Genomic DNA, 17,456 nt, shown 5'->3' with positions numbered 1-17,456 from the left:
GCGAGGCTGACATGACGGAAATCTTTGTTTTTGGCACCTTGTGCCATGCACCCGTGCTGCGAATCGTGGCGGGGGATGTGGTGGTGGCCAAGGCCGCGTTGCCAGATGCGGCGGTGATGGCTGCGCGGGGGACGGGCTGGCCTGTCTTGGTCGCGGCCAAGGGCCAAAGGCTCGGCGGTCTGGTGATCCTTGCCGATGCGCAGGCGACCGCCCAGCTTGATGCTTATGAGGCGTGTTTTGGCTATGCGCGCTATCCTTTGACGGTCGAAATCGACGGTGTGGCGCGGAGCGTCTCGGTCTATCGCCCTGTCGCGGATCAGCCGCAGGGCATCCCAGATACCGATGGCCCTTGGTCGCTGGCCGATTGGGCGCGCGATTTGGGCGCGATCGAGGCGTTTGCCGCAGAGGAGGTGATGCGCCAACTCCAAACCGCGCCCCCGGCTGAGGTCGGACGCCGCTTTGGCATCATCGCCTCGCGCGCACAGGCGATGGTCAACACACAAGCTTGGCGTCGCCCTGCCTTGGTTGGGGCAAATCCGCCGCGCAGCGATGTTGCGATGGTCGCGCAGAGGTTTCCCTACACGAAGTTTTTCGCCGTCGAAGAGGTGACACTTCGCCATCGCCAATTCGACGGGCGCATGTCCGCCCCACAAGAGCGCGCGGTGTTTCGTGCCTCGGACGCGGTGACGGTGTTGCCTTATGACCCGCTGCGCGACCGTATTTTGGTGATCGAACAGCTTCGCCTTGGGGCCTATGTGCAGCAAGATCCCCATCCTTGGCTTTTGGAGCCGATTGCAGGCATGATTGATGCCGGTGAAGGCATTGAGGCTGCCGCCCGGCGCGAAGCGAGGGAAGAGGCGGGGCTAACGCTTGGCGCGTTGCATCATGTGGCGCGCTACTACCCCAGCCCGGGCGGGATCGCGCAGGTACTCCATAGCTATGTGGCCTTGGCCGATCTACCCGATGACATCACGGGCATCGCTGGGCATCTGGCCGAGGGCGAGGATATCTTGTCGCATATCGTGCCATGGGATCTGGCCTGCGCGATGCTGGCGGGTGGCGATATGGCCAATGCGCCGCTGATCATGAGTATGCAGTGGCTACAGCTTCACCGCGCCCAATTGCGCGCATCGGGTTGAGCTTTCTGTGCTGCGCGCCTATCCCTTGAGGTCAACGCGCATTGCAATGGCGGAGCCCGGCCAATGACCATCCATAGCGACCTTGCCGCCGCGATCGGCAATACCCCCCTGATCCGGCTGAACAAGCTCAGCGATTTGACCGGCTGCGAGATCTTGGGCAAGGCCGAGTTCATGAACCCCGGCCAATCGGTCAAGGATCGGGCAGCACTCTACATCATCCGCGATGCAGTGGCGCGCGGGCTTTTGGGGCCGGGCGGCACGATTGTCGAAGGCACGGCAGGCAATACCGGCATCGGTCTGGCCTTGGTTGGTGCCTCGATGGGCTATCGCACCGTCATCGTCATGCCCGAGACGCAAAGCCAAGAGAAAAAGGATATGATCCGGCTGGCAGGGGCCGAGTTGATCCAAGTCCCCGCTGCCCCCTATCGCAATCCCAACAATTATGTCCGCTACTCGGGACGACTGGCCGAGGCGCTGGCCCAAACCGAACCCAATGGCGCGATCTGGGCCAACCAGTTCGACAATACCGCCAACCGTCAGGCCCATATCGAAATGACCGGCCCCGAGATTTGGGAACAAACCGGGGGCCGCGTTGATGGTTTCATCTGCGCGGTAGGCTCTGGCGGCACCTTGGCCGGTGTGGCGATGGCGCTGCAACCTAAGGGCGTCAAGATCGGGCTGGCCGATCCCGACGGGGCCGCACTTTACAATTTCTATACCAGCGGTGAGCTGCGCGCCGAGGGCTCATCGATCAGCGAAGGGATAGGGCAGGGCCGTATCACCGCAAATCTTGAGGGGTTCAGGCCAGATTTCGCCTATAACATCCCCGATGCCGAGGCGCTGCCCATCGTCTTTGACACGCTCGCCGAAGAGGGGATCTGCCTTGGCGGGTCGTCAGGTGTGAACCTCGCCGGTGCCGTGCGCATGGCGCGCGAAATGGGGCCGGGGCATACCATCGTCACCATTCTGTGCGACTATGGCACGCGCTACCAATCCAAGCTCTACAACCCCGAATTCCTGCGCGAAAAGGGGTTGCCGGTGCCTGCGTGGTTGGACCGCCCGGCGGCGGATATTCCCTCGGTCTTCGAAGATTGATGAAGCATTTTCTGATCTCTGCGCTGTTTATTTGCCTATTGGCGCTTGGCGGCGCGCCGCAGCCTGTTTTTGCGCAAACCACACCAGCCGCAAGCACAAGCACAGCCGCCGAGATCGATTATGCGATATGGGAAGTCGAGGCTGTCCGCGCCGAGAACCTGATCGCGGCTGGCACCGCATCGACGGCGTTTTTGGAAAATCTTCGGGTCACATTGGCCAATTGGCGCACGCGCTTTTTGACCTCCCAAGATGCCAATGCCGCGCGTATTGCGACGCTACAGGCCCAGATCGACGCTTTGGGCCCGCTACCTGCCGAGGGTGAAACCGAACCCGCCGCGATTGCCGAGCGGCGCGCGGCGCTGACCGAGCAGATGGCGCAGGCGCAACTGCCCCGCCTGACCGCCAATGAGGCCTTCAACCGCGCCAATGGGTTGATCACGGAAATCGACGCCATCTTGGCCGACCGCCAAGCCCGCGCGCTGTTCGAACGCGACCCCGCACCGGTCAATCCGCTGAACTGGCCACCCGCATTGACCGGCATGGCCGATCTGCTTGCCCGCCTGAGCGCCGAGGTGACAGCGCAGATCGCGGCTTATCGCAGCTTGGGCGACAGCCCTTGGGACCGTGCCTTTTTCGCGATCTTGCTCAGCGCTGCAGGGCTGTTCTTGGTGCTACGCAGCCGGTTGTTTGTGGGGCGCTGGACCGATGTCTTGCAACAAGGCGGGTCCGCGCGGCCGGGGCGCGAGGCTTTCGCCTTTGCGATCTCGTTGTTGCAGGTGTTGTTTCCCATCACCGGTCTGCTGATCTTCGGGGCGGCGATTGGCACGCTCGATCTTTTGGGTCAGGCGGGCAGCGCGCTGTTGCGCGCGGCGATCTCGGGGCTGGTCGCGGTCTATCTCGCGCTGTGGATGGGGGGGCGGCTGTTTCCCGCCAATGACGCGATTGGCGCGGCCTTTGGGGTGGCACTCGGCTTGCGCCCATCCTTGCGCCGGGCGGTCTTGTTGATCGGCTTGTTTTTTGGGCTGGGCAGCTTGGCCGAGACAATCTCGGCGCAAGAAGTGATCGCGCTTTCGGCGCGCGGTGTTTTCGTCTTGCCGGTTTATGTCGGTCTTGCGGGCGCGTTTTTGTGGTTGGCGGCATTGCTCGGCCAGCATCGCCACCAGATGCGTGATGGCCCCGAGCCGGGTGATGGCGGTTTTGCCACGCGCGTGCTTTTGGGGGTGATCGTGGCCGTGCGCGTGGTCGCGATCTTGGGTACTGGCCTTGCGGCGGCGGGGTATCTCAACCTGGCTGAGGCGGTGATGACGCCCACCGCGCTGACCTTGGGTCTGTTTGGCGCGTTGGTTGTGCTGCAAAGCCCGATCCGCGCGCTTTACGCGCTGGTATCCGGCCAGACCCAAGATGAGGCAGCACAGGCGCTTTTGCCGGTCTTGGTCAACCTGCTTTTGGTTTTCGTGGCCCTGCCGGTGTTGGCCTTGATCTGGGGGATGCGGCCCGAACAGATCAGCGAGATCATCAGCCAGTTCTTTGCCGGTATCGATCTGGGCGGCACGCGGATTACCCCGGCCATCGTTTTGGCGGTTGGTCTGGTCTTTGCCATCGGGATGATCGCCACCCGGCTGTTGCAAGGGGCGCTGCGCGGCACGGTTTTGCCGCGCACAAGAATGGATGCAGGGGCGCGCAACGCTGTGGTGGCGGGTGTGGGCTATGTCGGGATTGCGCTTGCGGCAGTCATCGCCATTACCACGGCGGGGATTGACCTGACAGCCCTTGGGGTTGTTTTGGGTGCCCTGTCCGTCGGCATCGGCTTTGGCCTTCAGAATGTGGTCAACAACTTCGTCTCGGGGCTTATCCTGTTGATCGAACGCCCCATCACAGAGGGTGATTGGATCGAGGTCGGCCCAACCATGGGCATCGTGAAAGCCATCTCGGTGCGCTCGACAGTGATCGAGACCTTCGACCGGACCGATGTGATTGTTCCGAACGCTGATTTGATCTCGGGCACGGTGATCAACTGGACGCGCGGCAATACCATCGGGCGCGCGATTGTGACCGTGGGCGTGGCCTATGGCACGGATACGCGCCGCGTGCAGGCGATCTTGGAAGAGATCGCGGCCGCTGTCCCGGGTGTCGCGTCATATCCCGCGCCGGGTGTCGATTTCCTTGGCTTTGGGGCCGATAGCCTTGATTTTCGTATCCGCGCGATCTTGCGTGATGTGAACCAGTTGGTCGCTGTGAAGACCGAGATCAACCACCGTATCGCCGAGCGTTTCATGGAAGAAGGGATCGAGATCCCCTTTGCCCAGCGTGATATTTGGCTGCGCAATCCCGAGGCGCTGCATGCGATGCCGCAGGCCGCGGCAGTAAGCGAGACGGTTCCAAAGGACAAAGCCACATGATGACCGAACCCCTGTTCATGACCGACCCCTACCGCAAAAGCGCCACAGGCTGCGTGACAGGCTTGACCGAAGAGGGTGGGATCGTGCTGGACCGCACCATTTTCTACCCCCGCGCAGGTGGCCAGCCCGGCGATAGCGGGATGCTTGACTGGGGCGATCAGCGCATCGCCATCGCCACCGCCGTTAAGGGTGAGGGTGGGGCCATCGTATTGGTGCCCGCCGAACCTGTGGCTTTGCCGCCCGTCGGGGCCGAGATTGCGCAACGCCTCGATTGGGAGCGCCGCTATGGCCATATGCGCATTCATACCGCGCTGCATCTGCTCTCGGTCGTTTTGCCCTTTCCGGTGACGGGTGGCGCCATCGCCCATGACAAGGGGCGGCTTGATTTCGACATGCCCGAAATGCCTGACGCAGCCGCGCGCGCCATCCTCGAGGGGCAGTTGAACGCGCTGATCACCCGTGATCTGGCCGTCAGCGAAGAATGGATCACCGAGGCCGCGTTGGATGCCCAACCCAGTCTGGTCAAGACCATGTCGGTGCAACCGCCGCGTGGGACAGGGCGCATCCGCCTTGTGCGGATCGGTGAAGGGGCGGGTCAGGTCGATCTGCAACCTTGCGGCGGCACCCATGTCGCGCGCACCGCCGAGATCGGCAAGATCATCATCGCCAAGATCGAGAAAAAGGGCCGGTTGAACCGCCGCGTCGCAATCGAGTTCGCTTGAAGCCGATGGCATGACACTGCGTGGGAAAGGCACTGAAAGCTTATGTCCCGCGACCCGGCACCGTCGTCGAGGTGCACCGAAAAATTTTCACGGCACCGGGTCTTTTGCGGACATATCTTGGAGTGTCGCGTTCAGGATGCCATGGAAATCAGGCAATCCCAAGCTCGTTTTTCAGTGATAAATCATGGTTTTGATCTGCCGCGCTTTTCGAATCGCGGCAGCATGGCGGAAAAATCCCGGCCTTTGCCGCCTTCCTCTTCGACAAAGCGCGCATAAAGCGTGGCGGCAAGCTGGCCCATCGGCGTGTCGGCATCCACACCCTCTGCCGCGTCTTGGCTGAGCCTAAGATCTTTGAGCATCAGATCGGCGGCAAAGCCGGGCTGGTAGTCATTGTCAGCGGGGCTTTTCGGGCCAATGCCGGGTGCCGGGCAATAGCTGGTCATCGACCAGCTTTGCCCCGATGAGGTCGAGACGACATCAAACATCGCCTGCCGATCAAGCCCCAGCTTGTCGGCCAGCGCGAAAGCCTCGCAGGTGGCGATCATCGTCGCCCCAAGGATCATGTTGTTGCAGATCTTGGCCGCTTGCCCATTGCCCGCCGCGCCGCAATGCACCGCCTTTTGGCCCATCACCGCGAAAAGCGGCGCGGCCATGGCAAAGGCGTCATCAGGCCCGCCCACCATAAAGGTCAGCGTGCCCGCCTGTGCGCCGCCTACACCGCCGGAAACAGGGGCATCCAGCGCGCCAAGCCCAGCGGATGCGGCCTTTGCGGCCACGGCGCGCGCGCTGGCGACATCTACGGTCGAGCAATCGAGCAAAACGCTGCCGGGTGCCATCGCCGCGATCACCTCGGCGGCCACTTGGCGCAGGATCGCGCCATTGGGCAGCATGGTGATCACCACCTGCGCGCCTGCGGCGGCGGCGGGCGCATCGGCAGCCATGGTGACGCCGTCAGGCCCAAGCCCGGTGATGTCATAACCCGTGACCGCATGGCCAGCAGCCACCAGATTGGCGGCCATCGGCCCGCCCATATTGCCAAGGCCAATGAAACCGATCTTCATGCCACATATCCTTTTGCCTGCATGTTCCATCCGGCCGCCCCCAAAGGCATCAACATGCCCGCAACGGTGATGGGGGCGACATCTTCAAGGCTGGCGTGGCGCCATTTGGGCGATTTGTCCTTGTCGATGATCGCGGCCCGGATGCCTTCGAGAAAATCGCCATGCTCCATCGCGCGGTAGCTGAAGCGATATTCTTGTTCCAACGCATTCTCGATCGTGCCGCGCAGGCGGGCGCGATGCACCAACTCGAGCGTGCAAGCCACGGCCAAGGGGCTACCGGCATTGATCGCGGCCAGCGCGCTTTGGGCGAAAGCGCTCTCGCTTAGCTTCAAAAGATTGACGCAATCGCGGATCGTTTCGCCGCCGAAAAAGGCGTCGATCTCGGCTTGCTGATCGGCCAGCGGGCTGGCAGGCGGGGGCAGGGCGGCGCGATCGACCGCCGCCCAATCGCCGCTGTCACACAGCGTGGCGATCAACGCGGGCCAATCGGCACGCGGCACAAAGTAGTCGGCAAATTGCGCATGGATCGCATCACCCGGCCCCATCCTTGTGCCGGTCGTGCCAAGGTATTCACCCAAACGCCCCGGCGCGCGCGCCAGCAACAGCGTGCTGCCCACATCCGGCGCAAGGCCGATCCCACATTCGGGCAAGGCGATTTTGCTCGTCTCGCACACGACCCGGTGCGAGCCGTGACAGCCGATGCCAACACCGCCGCCCATCGTGTAGCCCTGCATCAAGCTGACCACGGGCTTGGGAAAGTGAAAGAGCTTGGCGTTCATCCGGTATTCGTCGAACCAAAAGCGGTGTCCAAAGGCGTAATCCCCGCGCATGCCCGCGTCATACATCTGCGCGATATCGCCGCCTGCGCAAAAGGCGCGCTCGCCCTCGGCGTCGATCACGATCAGCGCGACGCGGTCGTCGCTCGCCCAAGCATCGAGGGCTGCCTCAACAGCAAGGCACATCGCATAGCTCAAGGCATTCAGCGCTGCGGGGCGGCGCAAGGTGATGCGCCCGGCGCGGCCCAGGATCTTGATCTCGATCTCATCCGACATGGCGCTGTTTATCCCTTCATCTTTCCAAAAATACGCATGCGCCCTTTGCCATCAGCGCGCGGCCAGCATGTGGCGCGCCACGATCAGGCGCATGATCTCGTTCGTGCCTTCAAGGATTTGATGCACGCGCAGGTCGCGCACCAGCTTTTCGATCCCGTAATCGGCCAAATAGCCATAGCCACCATGCAGTTGCAGGCATTGATCGACCACGGCGCTGCCGGTTTCGGTGACGAATTTCTTGGCCATGGCGCAGGCTTTGGTTGCGTCTGGCGCGCCCGCGTCAAGCTTCCACGCCGCTTGGCGCAAAAAGACGCGCGCGGCTTGGAGATTGATCTCCATATCGGCCAGCCGGAATTGCAGCGCTTGAAACTGGTCGATGGGCTGACCAAAGGCGTGGCGCTCGCGCATATAGGCCAGCGTCTTGTCCAAGCCCGCTTGCGCCGCGCCAAGGCTACAGGCCGCGATATTCAGACGCCCACCATCCAGCCCCGCCATGGCGTAGCGAAAGCCCTGACCTTCAACACCGAGCAGGTTCTCTGCGGGGATATGGCAATCGTCGAACTGTACCGCGCGGGTTGGTTGCGACCGCCAGCCCATCTTGTCTTCCAACCCGCCAAAGGACAGGCCCGGCGCGCCATCCTCGACAATGACGGCCGAAATGCCGCCCGCACCCGCATCGCCCGTACGGCACATCACCAGATAGGCATCCGAATAACCGCCGCCCGAGATAAAGGCTTTGCTTCCCGTCAGCGCGTAGCCGTCATTGCGCCGCTCTGCGCGTGTCTTGAGCGCCGCCGCATCCGAGCCAGAGCCGGGTTCGGTCAGGCAGTAAGACAAGAAACACTCCATCGCCAAGGCGCGTGGCAAGAACCGCGCCTGTAGCGCGTCCGAGCCGTAGCGCGCGATCATATTGGCGCACATATTATGGATCGACAAAAACGCCGCGACCGACGGGCATGCCATCGAAAGCGCTTCGAACACCAATGTCGCCTCGAGCCGTGAGAGGCCAGAGCCGCCCTTCTCCTCGGGCACATAAAGCCCGCCAAAGCCCAAATCGGCCAGTTTCGGCCAAAGCGCCTTGGGGATTGTTCCCGCGCGCTCCCATGCTTGTGCATGGGGGGCGATCTCGGCCTGGCCAAAATCATGGGCCATGTCGAACATGGCCTGTGCTTCTTGGCTGAGTGCGAAATCCATGCCCCCGATCCCCCCGATCTGCCCGTGAATTGAACGCTTGTTTAATTTCCGACTGTTGCAGCAATTTTGCAAGGGTGGGGGCACGAAAACAACCGCTTGCGGCGGGCGTGGCGGCGTAATAGCCAAGGTGTTGGCGCAACGCGGGCGGCATGGTGCCGATCCAGCCGGCGCGGCAATTGGGTGCCTCGGTGTCCTCCCCTACAATTGATTGCACGGCCTGCGGGGCCTGCTGCTTTGGCGGTCACGACCGCTATATCGCGCTTTTGCCACAAGATCGCGACCGAATGATCCCCACCACAGCCACGACCGACATCGCGGGCCAGCGCTTCATGACCATGTCATGCGGGCATTGCGCCCAGCTTGTTGCGACCCCAGAGGGGCGCTTGGTCTGTGCCATTTATGATGACCGCCCCGAGGCTTGCCGCGCCTTTCGCGCGGGCAGTTTCGAATGCAACAAGGCGCGCCAGCATCGCGGGGCGCAAGCCGAGGCTCTGCGGGACTTTGCCATTGCACAAAAACCAACGTCACCGCCCCATGGCGAGGCGGTGCCGATCCTTGTACCGGGTCAGGTGCCGGGGGCCGACGCCCCGGCGGCTGAGCCGCTCAGTCCATTGCCTTGAAGTTAAAGGCCGCGCCTTCCTTGATGCCCGAGGGCCAGCGCGCGGTCACAGTCTTGGTGCGGGTGTAGAAGCGGAAAGCATCTGGCCCATGCTGGTTCAGATCGCCAAAGCCCGATTTCTTCCAGCCACCGAAGGTGTGATAGGCTAGCGGCACCGGGATTGGCACATTGATGCCCACCATGCCGATGTTGATGCGGTTGGCGAAATCGCGCGCCGCATCGCCATCGCGGGTAAAGATCGCGGTGCCATTGCCATATTCATGATCCATGGCAAGGCCGATGGCCTCTTCATAGCTGGCCGCGCGCACCGTGGACAGCACGGGGCCGAAAATCTCGGTGCGGTAGATCTCCATATCGGGCGTTACCCGGTCAAACAGATGCGGGCCGACGAAATAGCCGTCCTCATAGCCCTGCAATTTGAAATCGCGCCCATCGACGACAAGCTCTGCCCCTTGCGCCACGCCGCTTTCGACAAGGCGCAAGATATTGGCCTTGGCCGCCGCCGTGACGACGGGACCGAAATCGATGTCATTGCCTGCCGTGTAGGGGCCGACCTTGAGCGCTTCGATCCGGGGGATCAGCTTTTCGATCAGCCGGTCGGCGGTTTCCTCGCCCACGGGGACGGCCACCGAGATCGCCATGCAGCGCTCGCCCGCCGCACCATAGCCCGCACCCACCAGCGCATCGGCGGCAAGGTCCATATCGGCGTCGGGCATGATGATCATGTGGTTCTTGGCACCGCCAAAGCACTGGCTGCGTTTGCCGTTCGCGGTGGCGCGGCTGTAGATGTATTGCGCGATGGGGGTGGAGCCGACAAAGCCCACGGCTTGCACCGGCGCGCTGTCAAGGATCGCGTCGACCGCTTCCTTGTCGCCATTGATCACTTGCAAGATGCCGTCGGGCAGACCCGCCTCTTGGCACAGCTCGGCCAAGAGCATCGGGCATGACGGATCACGCTCGGATGGCTTGAGGATCATCGCATTGCCCGCGGCCAAGGCCGGACCCATTTTCCACAAGGGGATCATCGCTGGGAAGTTGAAGGGGGTGATGCCCGCAACCACCCCAAGCGGCTGGCGCATGGAATACATGTCGATGCCGGGGCCGGCGCTGTCGGTGAAATCGCCCTTGAGCAGATGCGGCGCGCCGATGCAGAACTCGATCACCTCAAGGCCGCGTTGCACATCGCCCTTGGCATCGGGAAAGGTCTTGCCATGCTCGCGGCTGATGGCAAGGGCAAGCTTGTCCATATCGCGGTTGATGAGACCCACAAGCGCCATCATCACCCGCGCGCGGCGCTGCGGATTGGTGGCACCCCACGCGATCTGGGCCTTAGCGGCCGAGGCGACAGCGGCGTCAAGCTCGGCCTTGGAGGCCAAGGCGACGCGGCCCTGCACTTCGCCCGTGGCGGGGTTCATGATATCGGCGCTGCGGCCCGATGTGCCGGCGACATGCTTGCCGTCGATCCAATGTCCGATCTCGTACATCGTCGTCTCCCTTGGGAATAATTGTGATTGGCCGCTTTCTACCCTTGCAAGAATGCCAAGAGAAGGGGCAGGTTGCCAAAGTTGTTTTGCAAAAATGCAAAGCTGGAGGAGCGGGCGGAGAACACAAGTTTTCCGCACAGGAAATCTCGAGATTTCCAGTGCGTTTTCCTTGCGGAAAACGCGTAAGCACGGGGCGGGCGGGATGAATTGGGATGATCTGCGCGTGTTTCTGGCCGTGGCCCGGGCCGAGGGGCTCTCAGGCGCGGCCAAGGCCCTGCGCCTTGATCCCGCCACGGCGGGTCGGCGGATCGCGCGGCTGGAACAAAGTCTTGGCGCGGTGCTGTTCGCCAAATCCCCGCAAGGCTACACGCTGACCGAGGCGGGACAGCGGCTTTTACCGCGCGCTGAGGCGGCCGAGGTGGCGTTATCGGGGGGCTTCGGTGCGCAAAGCAGCGATGGGGCAGGGCAATTGTCAGGCACGATCCGGATCGGTGCGCCCGATGGCTGTGCCAATTACCTTTTGCCACAGGTATGCGCCGCCATTGCGGCCGACCATCCCGCGCTTGATCTGCAAATCTTGGCCCTGCCGCGCGTGGTTAACCTGTCGCGGCGCGAGGCGGATTTGGCCATCACCGTCTCACCGCCTGCCACCCAACGCCTACAGGCCGAGCTTTTGTCGGATTATCACTTGTCGCTTGCCGCCTCGCGCGGGTGGCTGGCCGCGCATGGCGCGCCGTCTGGCCCCGAGGATTTGAAGGCGGCAAGGATGATCGGCTATATTCCCGACATGATTTTTGACGCCGAGCTGGATTATCTGGCCCAGTTCGGCATCACCCGCGTGGCCTTGGCCTCGAACGCGGTGTCGGTGCAGCTTAACCTTGCACGCGCGGGGGCGGGGCTTGCCATCGTGCATGATTTCGCTTTGCCCAATGCGCCGGAACTGGTGCGCCTTTTCCCCGACAGGCTCAGGCTCAAACGCAGTTTTTGGCTTGTCACCCATGCAGGGCCACGCGATGCGCGGCTGGGGCTTGTCTCGCGACTTTTGCGCGATGGGCTGCGCGCCGAGATCGCGCAGCGTGAGAGCTTTGTCGCCCAAGGCGCGAAGGACGCTTGACACAACAACCCCTGCGCGTGGACGCTCGCACTCTCAACCATCGCGGACCAAGGGAGGGCCAGATGCTGGTACAACAAATTCTGAAATCCAAATCCGATGACGGTGTCGTCACCATTGCGCCGGGCGAAAGCCTGTCGGCGGCCGCGAAACTGTTGACGGCGCGGCGGATCGGGGCGGTCGTGGTCTCGCCCGATGGCAAGCGGGTCGTCGGCATCGTATCCGAGCGCGACATCGTGCGCGAGATCGCCCATAAAGGCGTGGGCTGCCTTGCCGATACGCTGGACGCAGTGATGACGCGCGATATCGTGACCTGTCGGCGCGACGACACGGCGGATGCAGTGCTTGGGCTGATGACGCAGGGCCGGTTTCGTCATCTGCCGGTTGTTGAGGGGGCTGAAATGGTCGGGCTGATCTCGATCGGTGATGTGGTCAAGGCGCAGCTGGCCACGCTTGAGATGGAGAAAGAGGCGCTTGAAGGCATGATCAAGGGTTTCTGAACACAGTCTTTTTGGCCTTTGTGCCAAGCGGGGGCTTGCATTGGCGCGCACCGGGTGGTTGGGTCCGGCCCGCAAGGAAAGGCACCGGCGGGGGTTAGGCGATGCGCACAGGTCTTTATCCGGGGACATTCGACCCGATCACGCTGGGGCATATCGATATCATCAAGCGCGCAAGCTTGTTGGTCGACCGTCTTGTGATCGGTGTCGCCATCAACCGCGACAAGCACCCGCTTTTCACTCTGGAAGAGCGCGTCGCCATGGTCGAGGCGGAATCGGCCAAGCTTGCCGCGCTGACCGGCACCCAGATCGTGGCCCATCCCTTTGAAAATCTGTTGATCGATTGCGCGCAAGATGTGGGCGCCTCGATCATCATTCGCGGGCTGCGCGCGGTGGCGGATTTCGAATATGAATACCAGATGGTCGGCATGAACCGAAAACTGAACTCGGGCGTCGATACGGTCTTTTTGATGGCCGAGGCTGACCGGCAAGCCATCGCGTCGAAACTGGTCAAAGAGATCGCCCGGCTGGGCGGCGATGTCTCACCCTTTGTCACACCGGCGGTCAAAGCGGCGCTCGATGTGAAGTATCCCAACAAAAGTCATTAATATTAAATAGGAGGCACGGCGCATGTCGGCTTATGAAGATCCCGAGAACACGATTGTGATCACCTTGAAATCCGGCACGGTGGCAATCGCGCTTTTGCCCGATATCGCGCCTGCGCATTGCGCGCGGATGAAGGAATTGGCCCGCGAGGGTGCCTATGATGGCGTGGTGTTTCACCGCGTGATTGATGGTTTCATGGCGCAAACCGGCGATGTGCAGCATGGGCTTGCCGGTGGCGATTTGCGCCGCGCGGGCACGGGTGGATCGGACAAGCCTGATCTTCCGGCCGAGTTTTCGGGCATTCCGCATGATCGCGGCACGCTTGGTGCGGCGCGCTCGTCCAATCCCAATTCGGCCAATAGCCAGTTCTTCATCAATTTTTCCGACAATCACTTTCTCAACCGCCAATACACCGTCTATGGGCGCGTGATTGCAGGGATGGAACATGTCGATGCCATCACGCGCGGTGAGCCGCCGGCCAATCCCGATCAGATGATCTCGGTCAAGGTGGCCGCCGATGCGTAAGCTGGTCTTTGCGCTTTGCCTGCTTTGTGGTCCGGCCTATGCCACGGGTCTGGAGATCGACATCGCGGGCGAGGCGGAGGGGACGATCATCATCGACCTGTTCGAAGAGGTTGCCCCCCTGCATGTCGCGCGCATCGCCACCTTGGTGCAGGAAGGGGCTTATAATGAGGTCGTGTTTCACCGCGTGATCGATGGCTTCATGGCGCAGACGGGTGATGTCGAATATGGCCGCATGGGCCAAGATATGCGCTATGCTGGGCGCGGCGGCTCGCAATACCCCGATCTACCGGCTGAGTTCTCGGAGATTACCTTTGATCGTGGTGTGATCGGCATGGCGCGGGCGCAAAACCCCAACAGCGCCAATTCACAATTCTTCATCATGTTTGCACCGGGCCCATTTCTTGACGGGCAATACACCGTCGTGGGGCAAGTTGTCGGCGGCATGGAGGTGGTCGATGCCATCAAGCGCGGGCGCGGCCAGAATGGGGCGGTCATCGGCACCCCCGATTACATGCGGGCCTTGCGCCTGCGTGACGATGACCCGGTGGCTGCACAGTAGAAACCCTATCTGCGGTCTAGCAAAGGGGGGCTCAGCCCCCCTTTTTCTTTCCTTTCCCGCGTCTTGGCGGCCTCATGCCCTGTCGCTTTGCCGCTATGCAGCAAACCGCTTGCGGCGCAGGCGTGAAAGCCTCATTTTCAGAGGCGGAATCAGCCCATAGCGTGAGGGTCGGCGACGGGTGAGTACATACACGAAGCTGATGCGCACTGACGCGGCGAAGGGGCTGACACTTGTCAGCCCCACCTTTCTTTATGCGCTGTTGTTATTGGCCGCCCCCTTGGCGGCGATTGTGCTGTTGAGCTTTTGGACCCAGCAGTTTTTGACCATCCAGCGTGATTTCACCTTGGCCAATTACACCGAGGCGCTGACAGATCCTCTTTACCGCGAGTTGATGCTGCGCTCGCTCAGGATTTCGGGGACGGTGACGCTGGTTACCGTCGCGCTGGCCTTTCCGGTGGCCTATTTCATCTCGTTCCATGTCAGGCCCGAGCGAAAATCGCTCTGGCTGTTTTTGATCACCATTCCCTTTTGGACCAGCTACCTGATCCGTGTGTTCTTGTGGCGGGTGATCTTGGCCTATGATGGGCCGATCAATAGCGGGCTGACCTTGGTTCCGGTGATCGCCATCGTCACGCTGATTTTGGCCGCTATCGCCTTGGGCGCGCTGGTGTTTTGGATGATGGGGCAGCTATCCCTGCGGGCTTTGCTTGCCGCTGTTGGCCTGACGGGGGCGGCGTGTCTTGTCTGGCTGGTGGCGCCCGCGGGTGGGGTGTTGCGCGGCCCGGTGATCGATGAACCCTTGGGCTGGCTGCTTTATAACGCCAATTCGGTGGTGATCACGCTGGCCCATGCGTTTGCGCCTTTTGCGATCTTGCCGATTTTCGTGACGCTGGAAAAGATCGACCGCGCGCTGCTCGAGGCATCGCGCGATCTGGGTGAAAGCTACGCCATGACATTTCTGCGCGTGACGCTGCCCTTGGCGATGCCCGGCGTGCTGGCGGCGGTGTTAATCGTGTTCATCCCGACGGTGGGCGATTACGTCACCCCGCGCCTTGTCGGCGGGTCGGGCGGCACGATGATCGCCACGATGATCTATGCGCAGATTTTCGATCTGAACGACCGGCCGATGGGGGCGACGCTGGCTGTGCTGGCGATGCTCTTGGTGGCGATGGTGCTGCTTTGGGGCATCTCGCGGGCACGGTTCTGGCTCTGGCTGGCAGATCGGATGGGCGGTGGCGCGCGCGGTACGCTGGTGGCTTGTGGCCTTGCATTGATCGAGGTCCTTGCGATCCGCGCGGCATTCTTGCATGGCCCGGCGCTTTTGGGTCCGGCCACGGCGTCGATTGCGCTGGTCTTGACAGCGACCGCGCTGTCGGTGGCGATCTTGCTCCGCCTGCCCAAGGGGAGGTGGGGGATATGAAGCTCAACGCGCTGGCGGTCTTCACCGTGCTTTACCTGTTGGTGCTTTATGCGCCCATCGCGCTTTTGCCGCTTTTTGCTTTTAATTCCGGCACGATCATCGCCTTTCCGCTGCAGGGCTTTACGCTGGAGTGGTTCGCGGCCTTGCTCAATACGCCCGCCTTGCACGAGGCGACGCTGAACTCGCTCATCATCGCCATCTCGACGGCGGTGTTCTCGACCATCCTTGGGCTTTTCGCCGCGCGCGCCGCCACGCGCTACGGCTTTCCCGGCAAGGGGGGGATCGTCGGTTTCATCATGCTGCCCTTGGTCTTGCCCGAGGTGATCGTCGCCATTTCGCTGTTGATCGTGCTGATGCAGCTTGGGCTGAACAGCGGCACATGGTCGATCATCGCGGGCCACACGCTGATCTGCACGCCCTTTGCGATTGCGATCTTGCAGGGCAGTTTTTCCAACATGGACAAAAGCCTCGAGGAGGCGGCGATCGATCTGGGCGAAACGCCTTGGTCAACCTTTCGCCTGATCACGCTGCCCTTGGTCAGCCCGGGCATCATTGCCTCCCTTCTGATCTGCTTCACCATCTCGCTTGATGAGTTTATCATCGCATTCTTCCTGTCAGGCAACGAGCCGACGCTGCCTGTCTATCTCTGGGGCCAGCTACGCTTTCCTGCGCGCTTGCCGGTTGTCATGGCGCTTGGCACCATTTTGGTGCTGCTCTCTGTCGCCCTTCTGATCATTGCCGAAACCTTTCGCCGACGCGGCCTTAAACGCGTGGGCCTCAAAGATACCGGAGGCTTTTTGTGAGCCAGACCAGCACCCGCACCCCGATCGTCACGCTGACCGGCGTGCAGAAATACTATGGCGATTATCACGCGCTCAGGGGCATCACCGCCAATATCGGGCAGGGCGAGTTTTTCTCGCTGCTTGGCCCCTCGGGCTGTGGCAAGACCACGCTCTTGCGCGCCATCGCGGGGTTTGAGGATATTTCCGAAGGGCAAATCCTGCTTGATGGCAAGGATATGGAAGGGGTGGCCCCGAACCGTCGCCCCACCAATATGGTGTTTCAATCCTACGCCATTTTTCCGCATATGAGCGTGGCTGAAAACGTGGGCTTCGGCCTGCGCAAATCGTCGATGAGCGTGGCCGAAAAGCGCGCCGCCGTTGGCCAAGCCCTCGAGATGGTGGGGCTTGGCAAATTCGGAACCCGCGCGGCCCATGCGCTTTCGGGCGGTCAGCGCCAGCGGGTCGCTTTGGCGCGCGCCTTGATCCTCAAGCCCAAGGTGTTGCTGCTTGATGAGCCACTTTCCGCGCTCGACAAGAAGATGCGCGAGGTTATGCAAGTCGAGTTGATCAAGCTGCAGCGCGAGGTGGGCATCACCTTTATCCTTGTCACCCATGATCAGGAAGAGGCGCTGGTCATGTCCGACCGGATCGCCGTGATGTTCGAGGGTGAGATTGCCCAGCTCGACGATCCTGAAACCCTTTATCGCCGCCCCAAATCCCGCCGCGTGGCCGAGTTCATCGGGATGATGAATTTCCTGCCCGCAACCGTTAAGGGTGAGGCAGGCGGCCGCGTGGGCGTCGAGGTGCAGGGGCTTGGCCCCGCCGAGCTGGAAGCCGCGCAATGCCCCAGCGGTGCCAAGCCCGGTACGGCAGAGATCGGCGTGCGCCCCGAAAGCCTGACGCTGCTCTATGATGGCCAGACGGCCGAGGGCGGGCGCGAGGCATCGGGCACGGTGCGCGAAGTCGTCTATTACGGGGACATGACCTATTACGATATCTTGCTCGACGGCACGCCCGCGCCTGTGCGCGTGTCGATGCGCAACATGCCGGGCCGTAAAGTGCTCGACTTTGGCGCGCGGGCAAGGTTGGCCTGGGATCCGCGCGCGATGGTGCTGTTCAGCTAGGGATGCGTTTTCCTAATGGAAAACGCTTGGGAAATCTCGAGATTTCCCGTGCGGAAAACCCGGGTTT

At 62.1% G+C, this 17,456-nt stretch carries 17 protein-coding genes; 13 read left to right on the top strand and 4 right to left on the bottom strand.

Going from position 1 to position 17,456, the window contains the following annotated elements:
* Nucleotides 1–11: 11 nt before the first annotated feature.
* The 4 genes from KG698_RS01790 to KG698_RS01775 all read left to right on the top strand — a co-directional run bounded on the left by KG698_RS01790 (nt 12) and on the right by KG698_RS01775 (nt 5,355).
* A complete protein-coding gene (locus KG698_RS01790; protein ID WP_213683843.1) occupies nt 12–1,139 on the top strand; it encodes an NUDIX domain-containing protein in 1,128 nt (375 codons plus the stop codon).
* 63 nt (nt 1,140–1,202) lie between these two features.
* Nucleotides 1,203–2,234 (top strand): cysteine synthase A, encoded by a 1,032-nt coding sequence (locus KG698_RS01785; protein WP_213683842.1) that lies wholly within the window; start codon nt 1,203–1,205, stop codon nt 2,232–2,234.
* Nucleotides 2,234–4,633, top strand: a complete 2,400-nt coding sequence (locus tag KG698_RS01780; protein WP_213683841.1) for a DUF3772 domain-containing protein — start codon at nt 2,234–2,236, stop codon at nt 4,631–4,633. Before KG698_RS01785 ends, KG698_RS01780 begins: the two co-directional genes overlap by 1 nt.
* Nucleotides 4,633–5,355, top strand: a complete 723-nt coding sequence (locus KG698_RS01775; RefSeq protein ID WP_213684271.1) for an alanyl-tRNA editing protein — start codon at nt 4,633–4,635, stop codon at nt 5,353–5,355. Before KG698_RS01780 ends, KG698_RS01775 begins: the two co-directional genes overlap by 1 nt.
* Nucleotides 5,356–5,537: 182 nt before the next feature.
* On the opposite strand, the gene mmsB is transcribed toward KG698_RS01775, so the two are convergent.
* From mmsB to KG698_RS01760, 3 genes are read right to left on the bottom strand one after another with little or no spacing between them, the layout of a single operon-like run.
* The gene (mmsB, locus tag KG698_RS01770) at nt 5,538–6,416 is read right to left on the bottom strand and encodes a 3-hydroxyisobutyrate dehydrogenase (protein ID WP_213683840.1); all 879 of its coding nucleotides are present in this window, start codon (nt 6,414–6,416) and stop codon (nt 5,538–5,540) included.
* The gene (locus tag KG698_RS01765; protein WP_213683839.1) at nt 6,413–7,468 is read right to left on the bottom strand and encodes an enoyl-CoA hydratase/isomerase family protein; all 1,056 of its coding nucleotides are present in this window, start codon (nt 7,466–7,468) and stop codon (nt 6,413–6,415) included. Before KG698_RS01765 ends, mmsB begins: the two co-directional genes overlap by 4 nt.
* A 51-nt stretch (nt 7,469–7,519) precedes the next feature.
* Entirely contained in the window at nt 7,520–8,662 is a 1,143-nt protein-coding gene (locus KG698_RS01760) for an acyl-CoA dehydrogenase family protein (RefSeq protein WP_213683838.1), read from the bottom strand.
* 149 nt (nt 8,663–8,811) lie between these two features.
* Between KG698_RS01760 and KG698_RS01755 the strand changes: the two genes are divergently transcribed.
* The gene (locus tag KG698_RS01755) at nt 8,812–9,282 is read left to right on the top strand and encodes a YkgJ family cysteine cluster protein (RefSeq protein WP_213683837.1); all 471 of its coding nucleotides are present in this window, start codon (nt 8,812–8,814) and stop codon (nt 9,280–9,282) included.
* On the opposite strand, the gene KG698_RS01750 is transcribed toward KG698_RS01755, so the two are convergent.
* Nucleotides 9,266–10,765: a CoA-acylating methylmalonate-semialdehyde dehydrogenase gene (locus KG698_RS01750; RefSeq protein ID WP_213683836.1), complete on the bottom strand. Its 1,500-nt coding sequence runs from the start codon at nt 10,763–10,765 to the stop codon at nt 9,266–9,268. The genes KG698_RS01755 and KG698_RS01750 overlap by 17 nt on opposite strands.
* Before the next feature lie 202 nt (nt 10,766–10,967).
* On the opposite strand from KG698_RS01750, the gene KG698_RS01745 reads away from it, so the two are divergent.
* The 8 genes from KG698_RS01745 (at nt 10,968) to KG698_RS01705 (ending at nt 17,389) form a co-directional block, all read left to right on the top strand.
* On the top strand, nt 10,968–11,879 hold the full coding sequence (locus tag KG698_RS01745) for a LysR family transcriptional regulator (protein WP_213683835.1): 912 nt from the start codon (nt 10,968–10,970) through the stop codon (nt 11,877–11,879).
* Between the two features lie 62 nt (nt 11,880–11,941).
* Complete coding sequence (locus KG698_RS01740; RefSeq protein ID WP_213683834.1) at nt 11,942–12,376, top strand: CBS domain-containing protein; 435 nt, start codon at nt 11,942–11,944, stop codon at nt 12,374–12,376.
* A 101-nt stretch (nt 12,377–12,477) separates the two neighbouring features.
* Entirely contained in the window at nt 12,478–12,981 is a 504-nt protein-coding gene (gene coaD / locus KG698_RS01735) for a pantetheine-phosphate adenylyltransferase (RefSeq protein WP_213683833.1), read from the top strand.
* Nucleotides 12,982–13,003: 22 nt separating this feature from the next.
* Nucleotides 13,004–13,504 (top strand): peptidylprolyl isomerase, encoded by a 501-nt coding sequence (locus KG698_RS01730; RefSeq protein ID WP_213683832.1) that lies wholly within the window; start codon nt 13,004–13,006, stop codon nt 13,502–13,504.
* Complete coding sequence (locus KG698_RS01725) at nt 13,497–14,063, top strand: peptidylprolyl isomerase (RefSeq protein ID WP_213683831.1); 567 nt, start codon at nt 13,497–13,499, stop codon at nt 14,061–14,063. The genes KG698_RS01730 and KG698_RS01725 overlap by 8 nt, the downstream gene beginning before the upstream one ends.
* Before the next feature lie 199 nt (nt 14,064–14,262).
* Entirely contained in the window at nt 14,263–15,483 is a 1,221-nt protein-coding gene (locus tag KG698_RS15755; protein WP_367114026.1) for an ABC transporter permease, read from the top strand.
* Nucleotides 15,480–16,286, top strand: a complete 807-nt coding sequence (locus tag KG698_RS01710; protein ID WP_213683830.1) for an ABC transporter permease — start codon at nt 15,480–15,482, stop codon at nt 16,284–16,286. The genes KG698_RS15755 and KG698_RS01710 overlap by 4 nt, the downstream gene beginning before the upstream one ends.
* Entirely contained in the window at nt 16,283–17,389 is a 1,107-nt protein-coding gene (locus tag KG698_RS01705) for an ATP-binding cassette domain-containing protein (RefSeq protein WP_213683829.1), read from the top strand. Before KG698_RS01710 ends, KG698_RS01705 begins: the two co-directional genes overlap by 4 nt.
* Nucleotides 17,390–17,456 lie beyond the last annotated feature (67 nt).

The sequence above is a fragment of the Roseicyclus sp. genome (assembly GCF_018402035.1).
Taxonomy (GTDB): Bacteria; Pseudomonadota; Alphaproteobacteria; order Rhodobacterales; family Rhodobacteraceae; genus Roseicyclus.
The sequence above is the reverse complement of the archived record's forward strand: the minus strand, read 5'-3'. Positions and strand labels throughout refer to the sequence as shown.

What these genes read in the sequence shown, in the direction of transcription:
- KG698_RS01790 (WP_213683843.1), top strand. Translation starts at nt 12, where the DNA reads ATGACGGAAATCTTTGTTTTTGGCACCTTGTGCCATGCACCCGTGCTG.
- KG698_RS01785 (WP_213683842.1), top strand. Translation starts at nt 1,203, where the DNA reads ATGACCATCCATAGCGACCTTGCCGCCGCGATCGGCAATACCCCCCTG.
- KG698_RS01780 (WP_213683841.1), top strand. Translation starts at nt 2,234, where the DNA reads ATGAAGCATTTTCTGATCTCTGCGCTGTTTATTTGCCTATTGGCGCTT.
- KG698_RS01775 (WP_213684271.1), top strand. Translation starts at nt 4,633, where the DNA reads ATGACCGAACCCCTGTTCATGACCGACCCCTACCGCAAAAGCGCCACA.
- mmsB (WP_213683840.1), bottom strand. Translation starts at nt 6,416, where the DNA reads ATGAAGATCGGTTTCATTGGCCTTGGCAATATGGGCGGGCCGATGGCC.
- KG698_RS01765 (WP_213683839.1), bottom strand. Translation starts at nt 7,468, where the DNA reads ATGTCGGATGAGATCGAGATCAAGATCCTGGGCCGCGCCGGGCGCATC.
- KG698_RS01760 (WP_213683838.1), bottom strand. Translation starts at nt 8,662, where the DNA reads ATGGATTTCGCACTCAGCCAAGAAGCACAGGCCATGTTCGACATGGCC.
- KG698_RS01755 (WP_213683837.1), top strand. Translation starts at nt 8,812, where the DNA reads ATGGTGCCGATCCAGCCGGCGCGGCAATTGGGTGCCTCGGTGTCCTCC.
- KG698_RS01750 (WP_213683836.1), bottom strand. Translation starts at nt 10,765, where the DNA reads ATGTACGAGATCGGACATTGGATCGACGGCAAGCATGTCGCCGGCACA.
- KG698_RS01745 (WP_213683835.1), top strand. Translation starts at nt 10,968, where the DNA reads ATGAATTGGGATGATCTGCGCGTGTTTCTGGCCGTGGCCCGGGCCGAG.
- KG698_RS01740 (WP_213683834.1), top strand. Translation starts at nt 11,942, where the DNA reads ATGCTGGTACAACAAATTCTGAAATCCAAATCCGATGACGGTGTCGTC.
- coaD (WP_213683833.1), top strand. Translation starts at nt 12,478, where the DNA reads ATGCGCACAGGTCTTTATCCGGGGACATTCGACCCGATCACGCTGGGG.
- KG698_RS01730 (WP_213683832.1), top strand. Translation starts at nt 13,004, where the DNA reads ATGTCGGCTTATGAAGATCCCGAGAACACGATTGTGATCACCTTGAAA.
- KG698_RS01725 (WP_213683831.1), top strand. Translation starts at nt 13,497, where the DNA reads ATGCGTAAGCTGGTCTTTGCGCTTTGCCTGCTTTGTGGTCCGGCCTAT.
- KG698_RS15755 (WP_367114026.1), top strand. Translation starts at nt 14,263, where the DNA reads ATGCGCACTGACGCGGCGAAGGGGCTGACACTTGTCAGCCCCACCTTT.
- KG698_RS01710 (WP_213683830.1), top strand. Translation starts at nt 15,480, where the DNA reads ATGAAGCTCAACGCGCTGGCGGTCTTCACCGTGCTTTACCTGTTGGTG.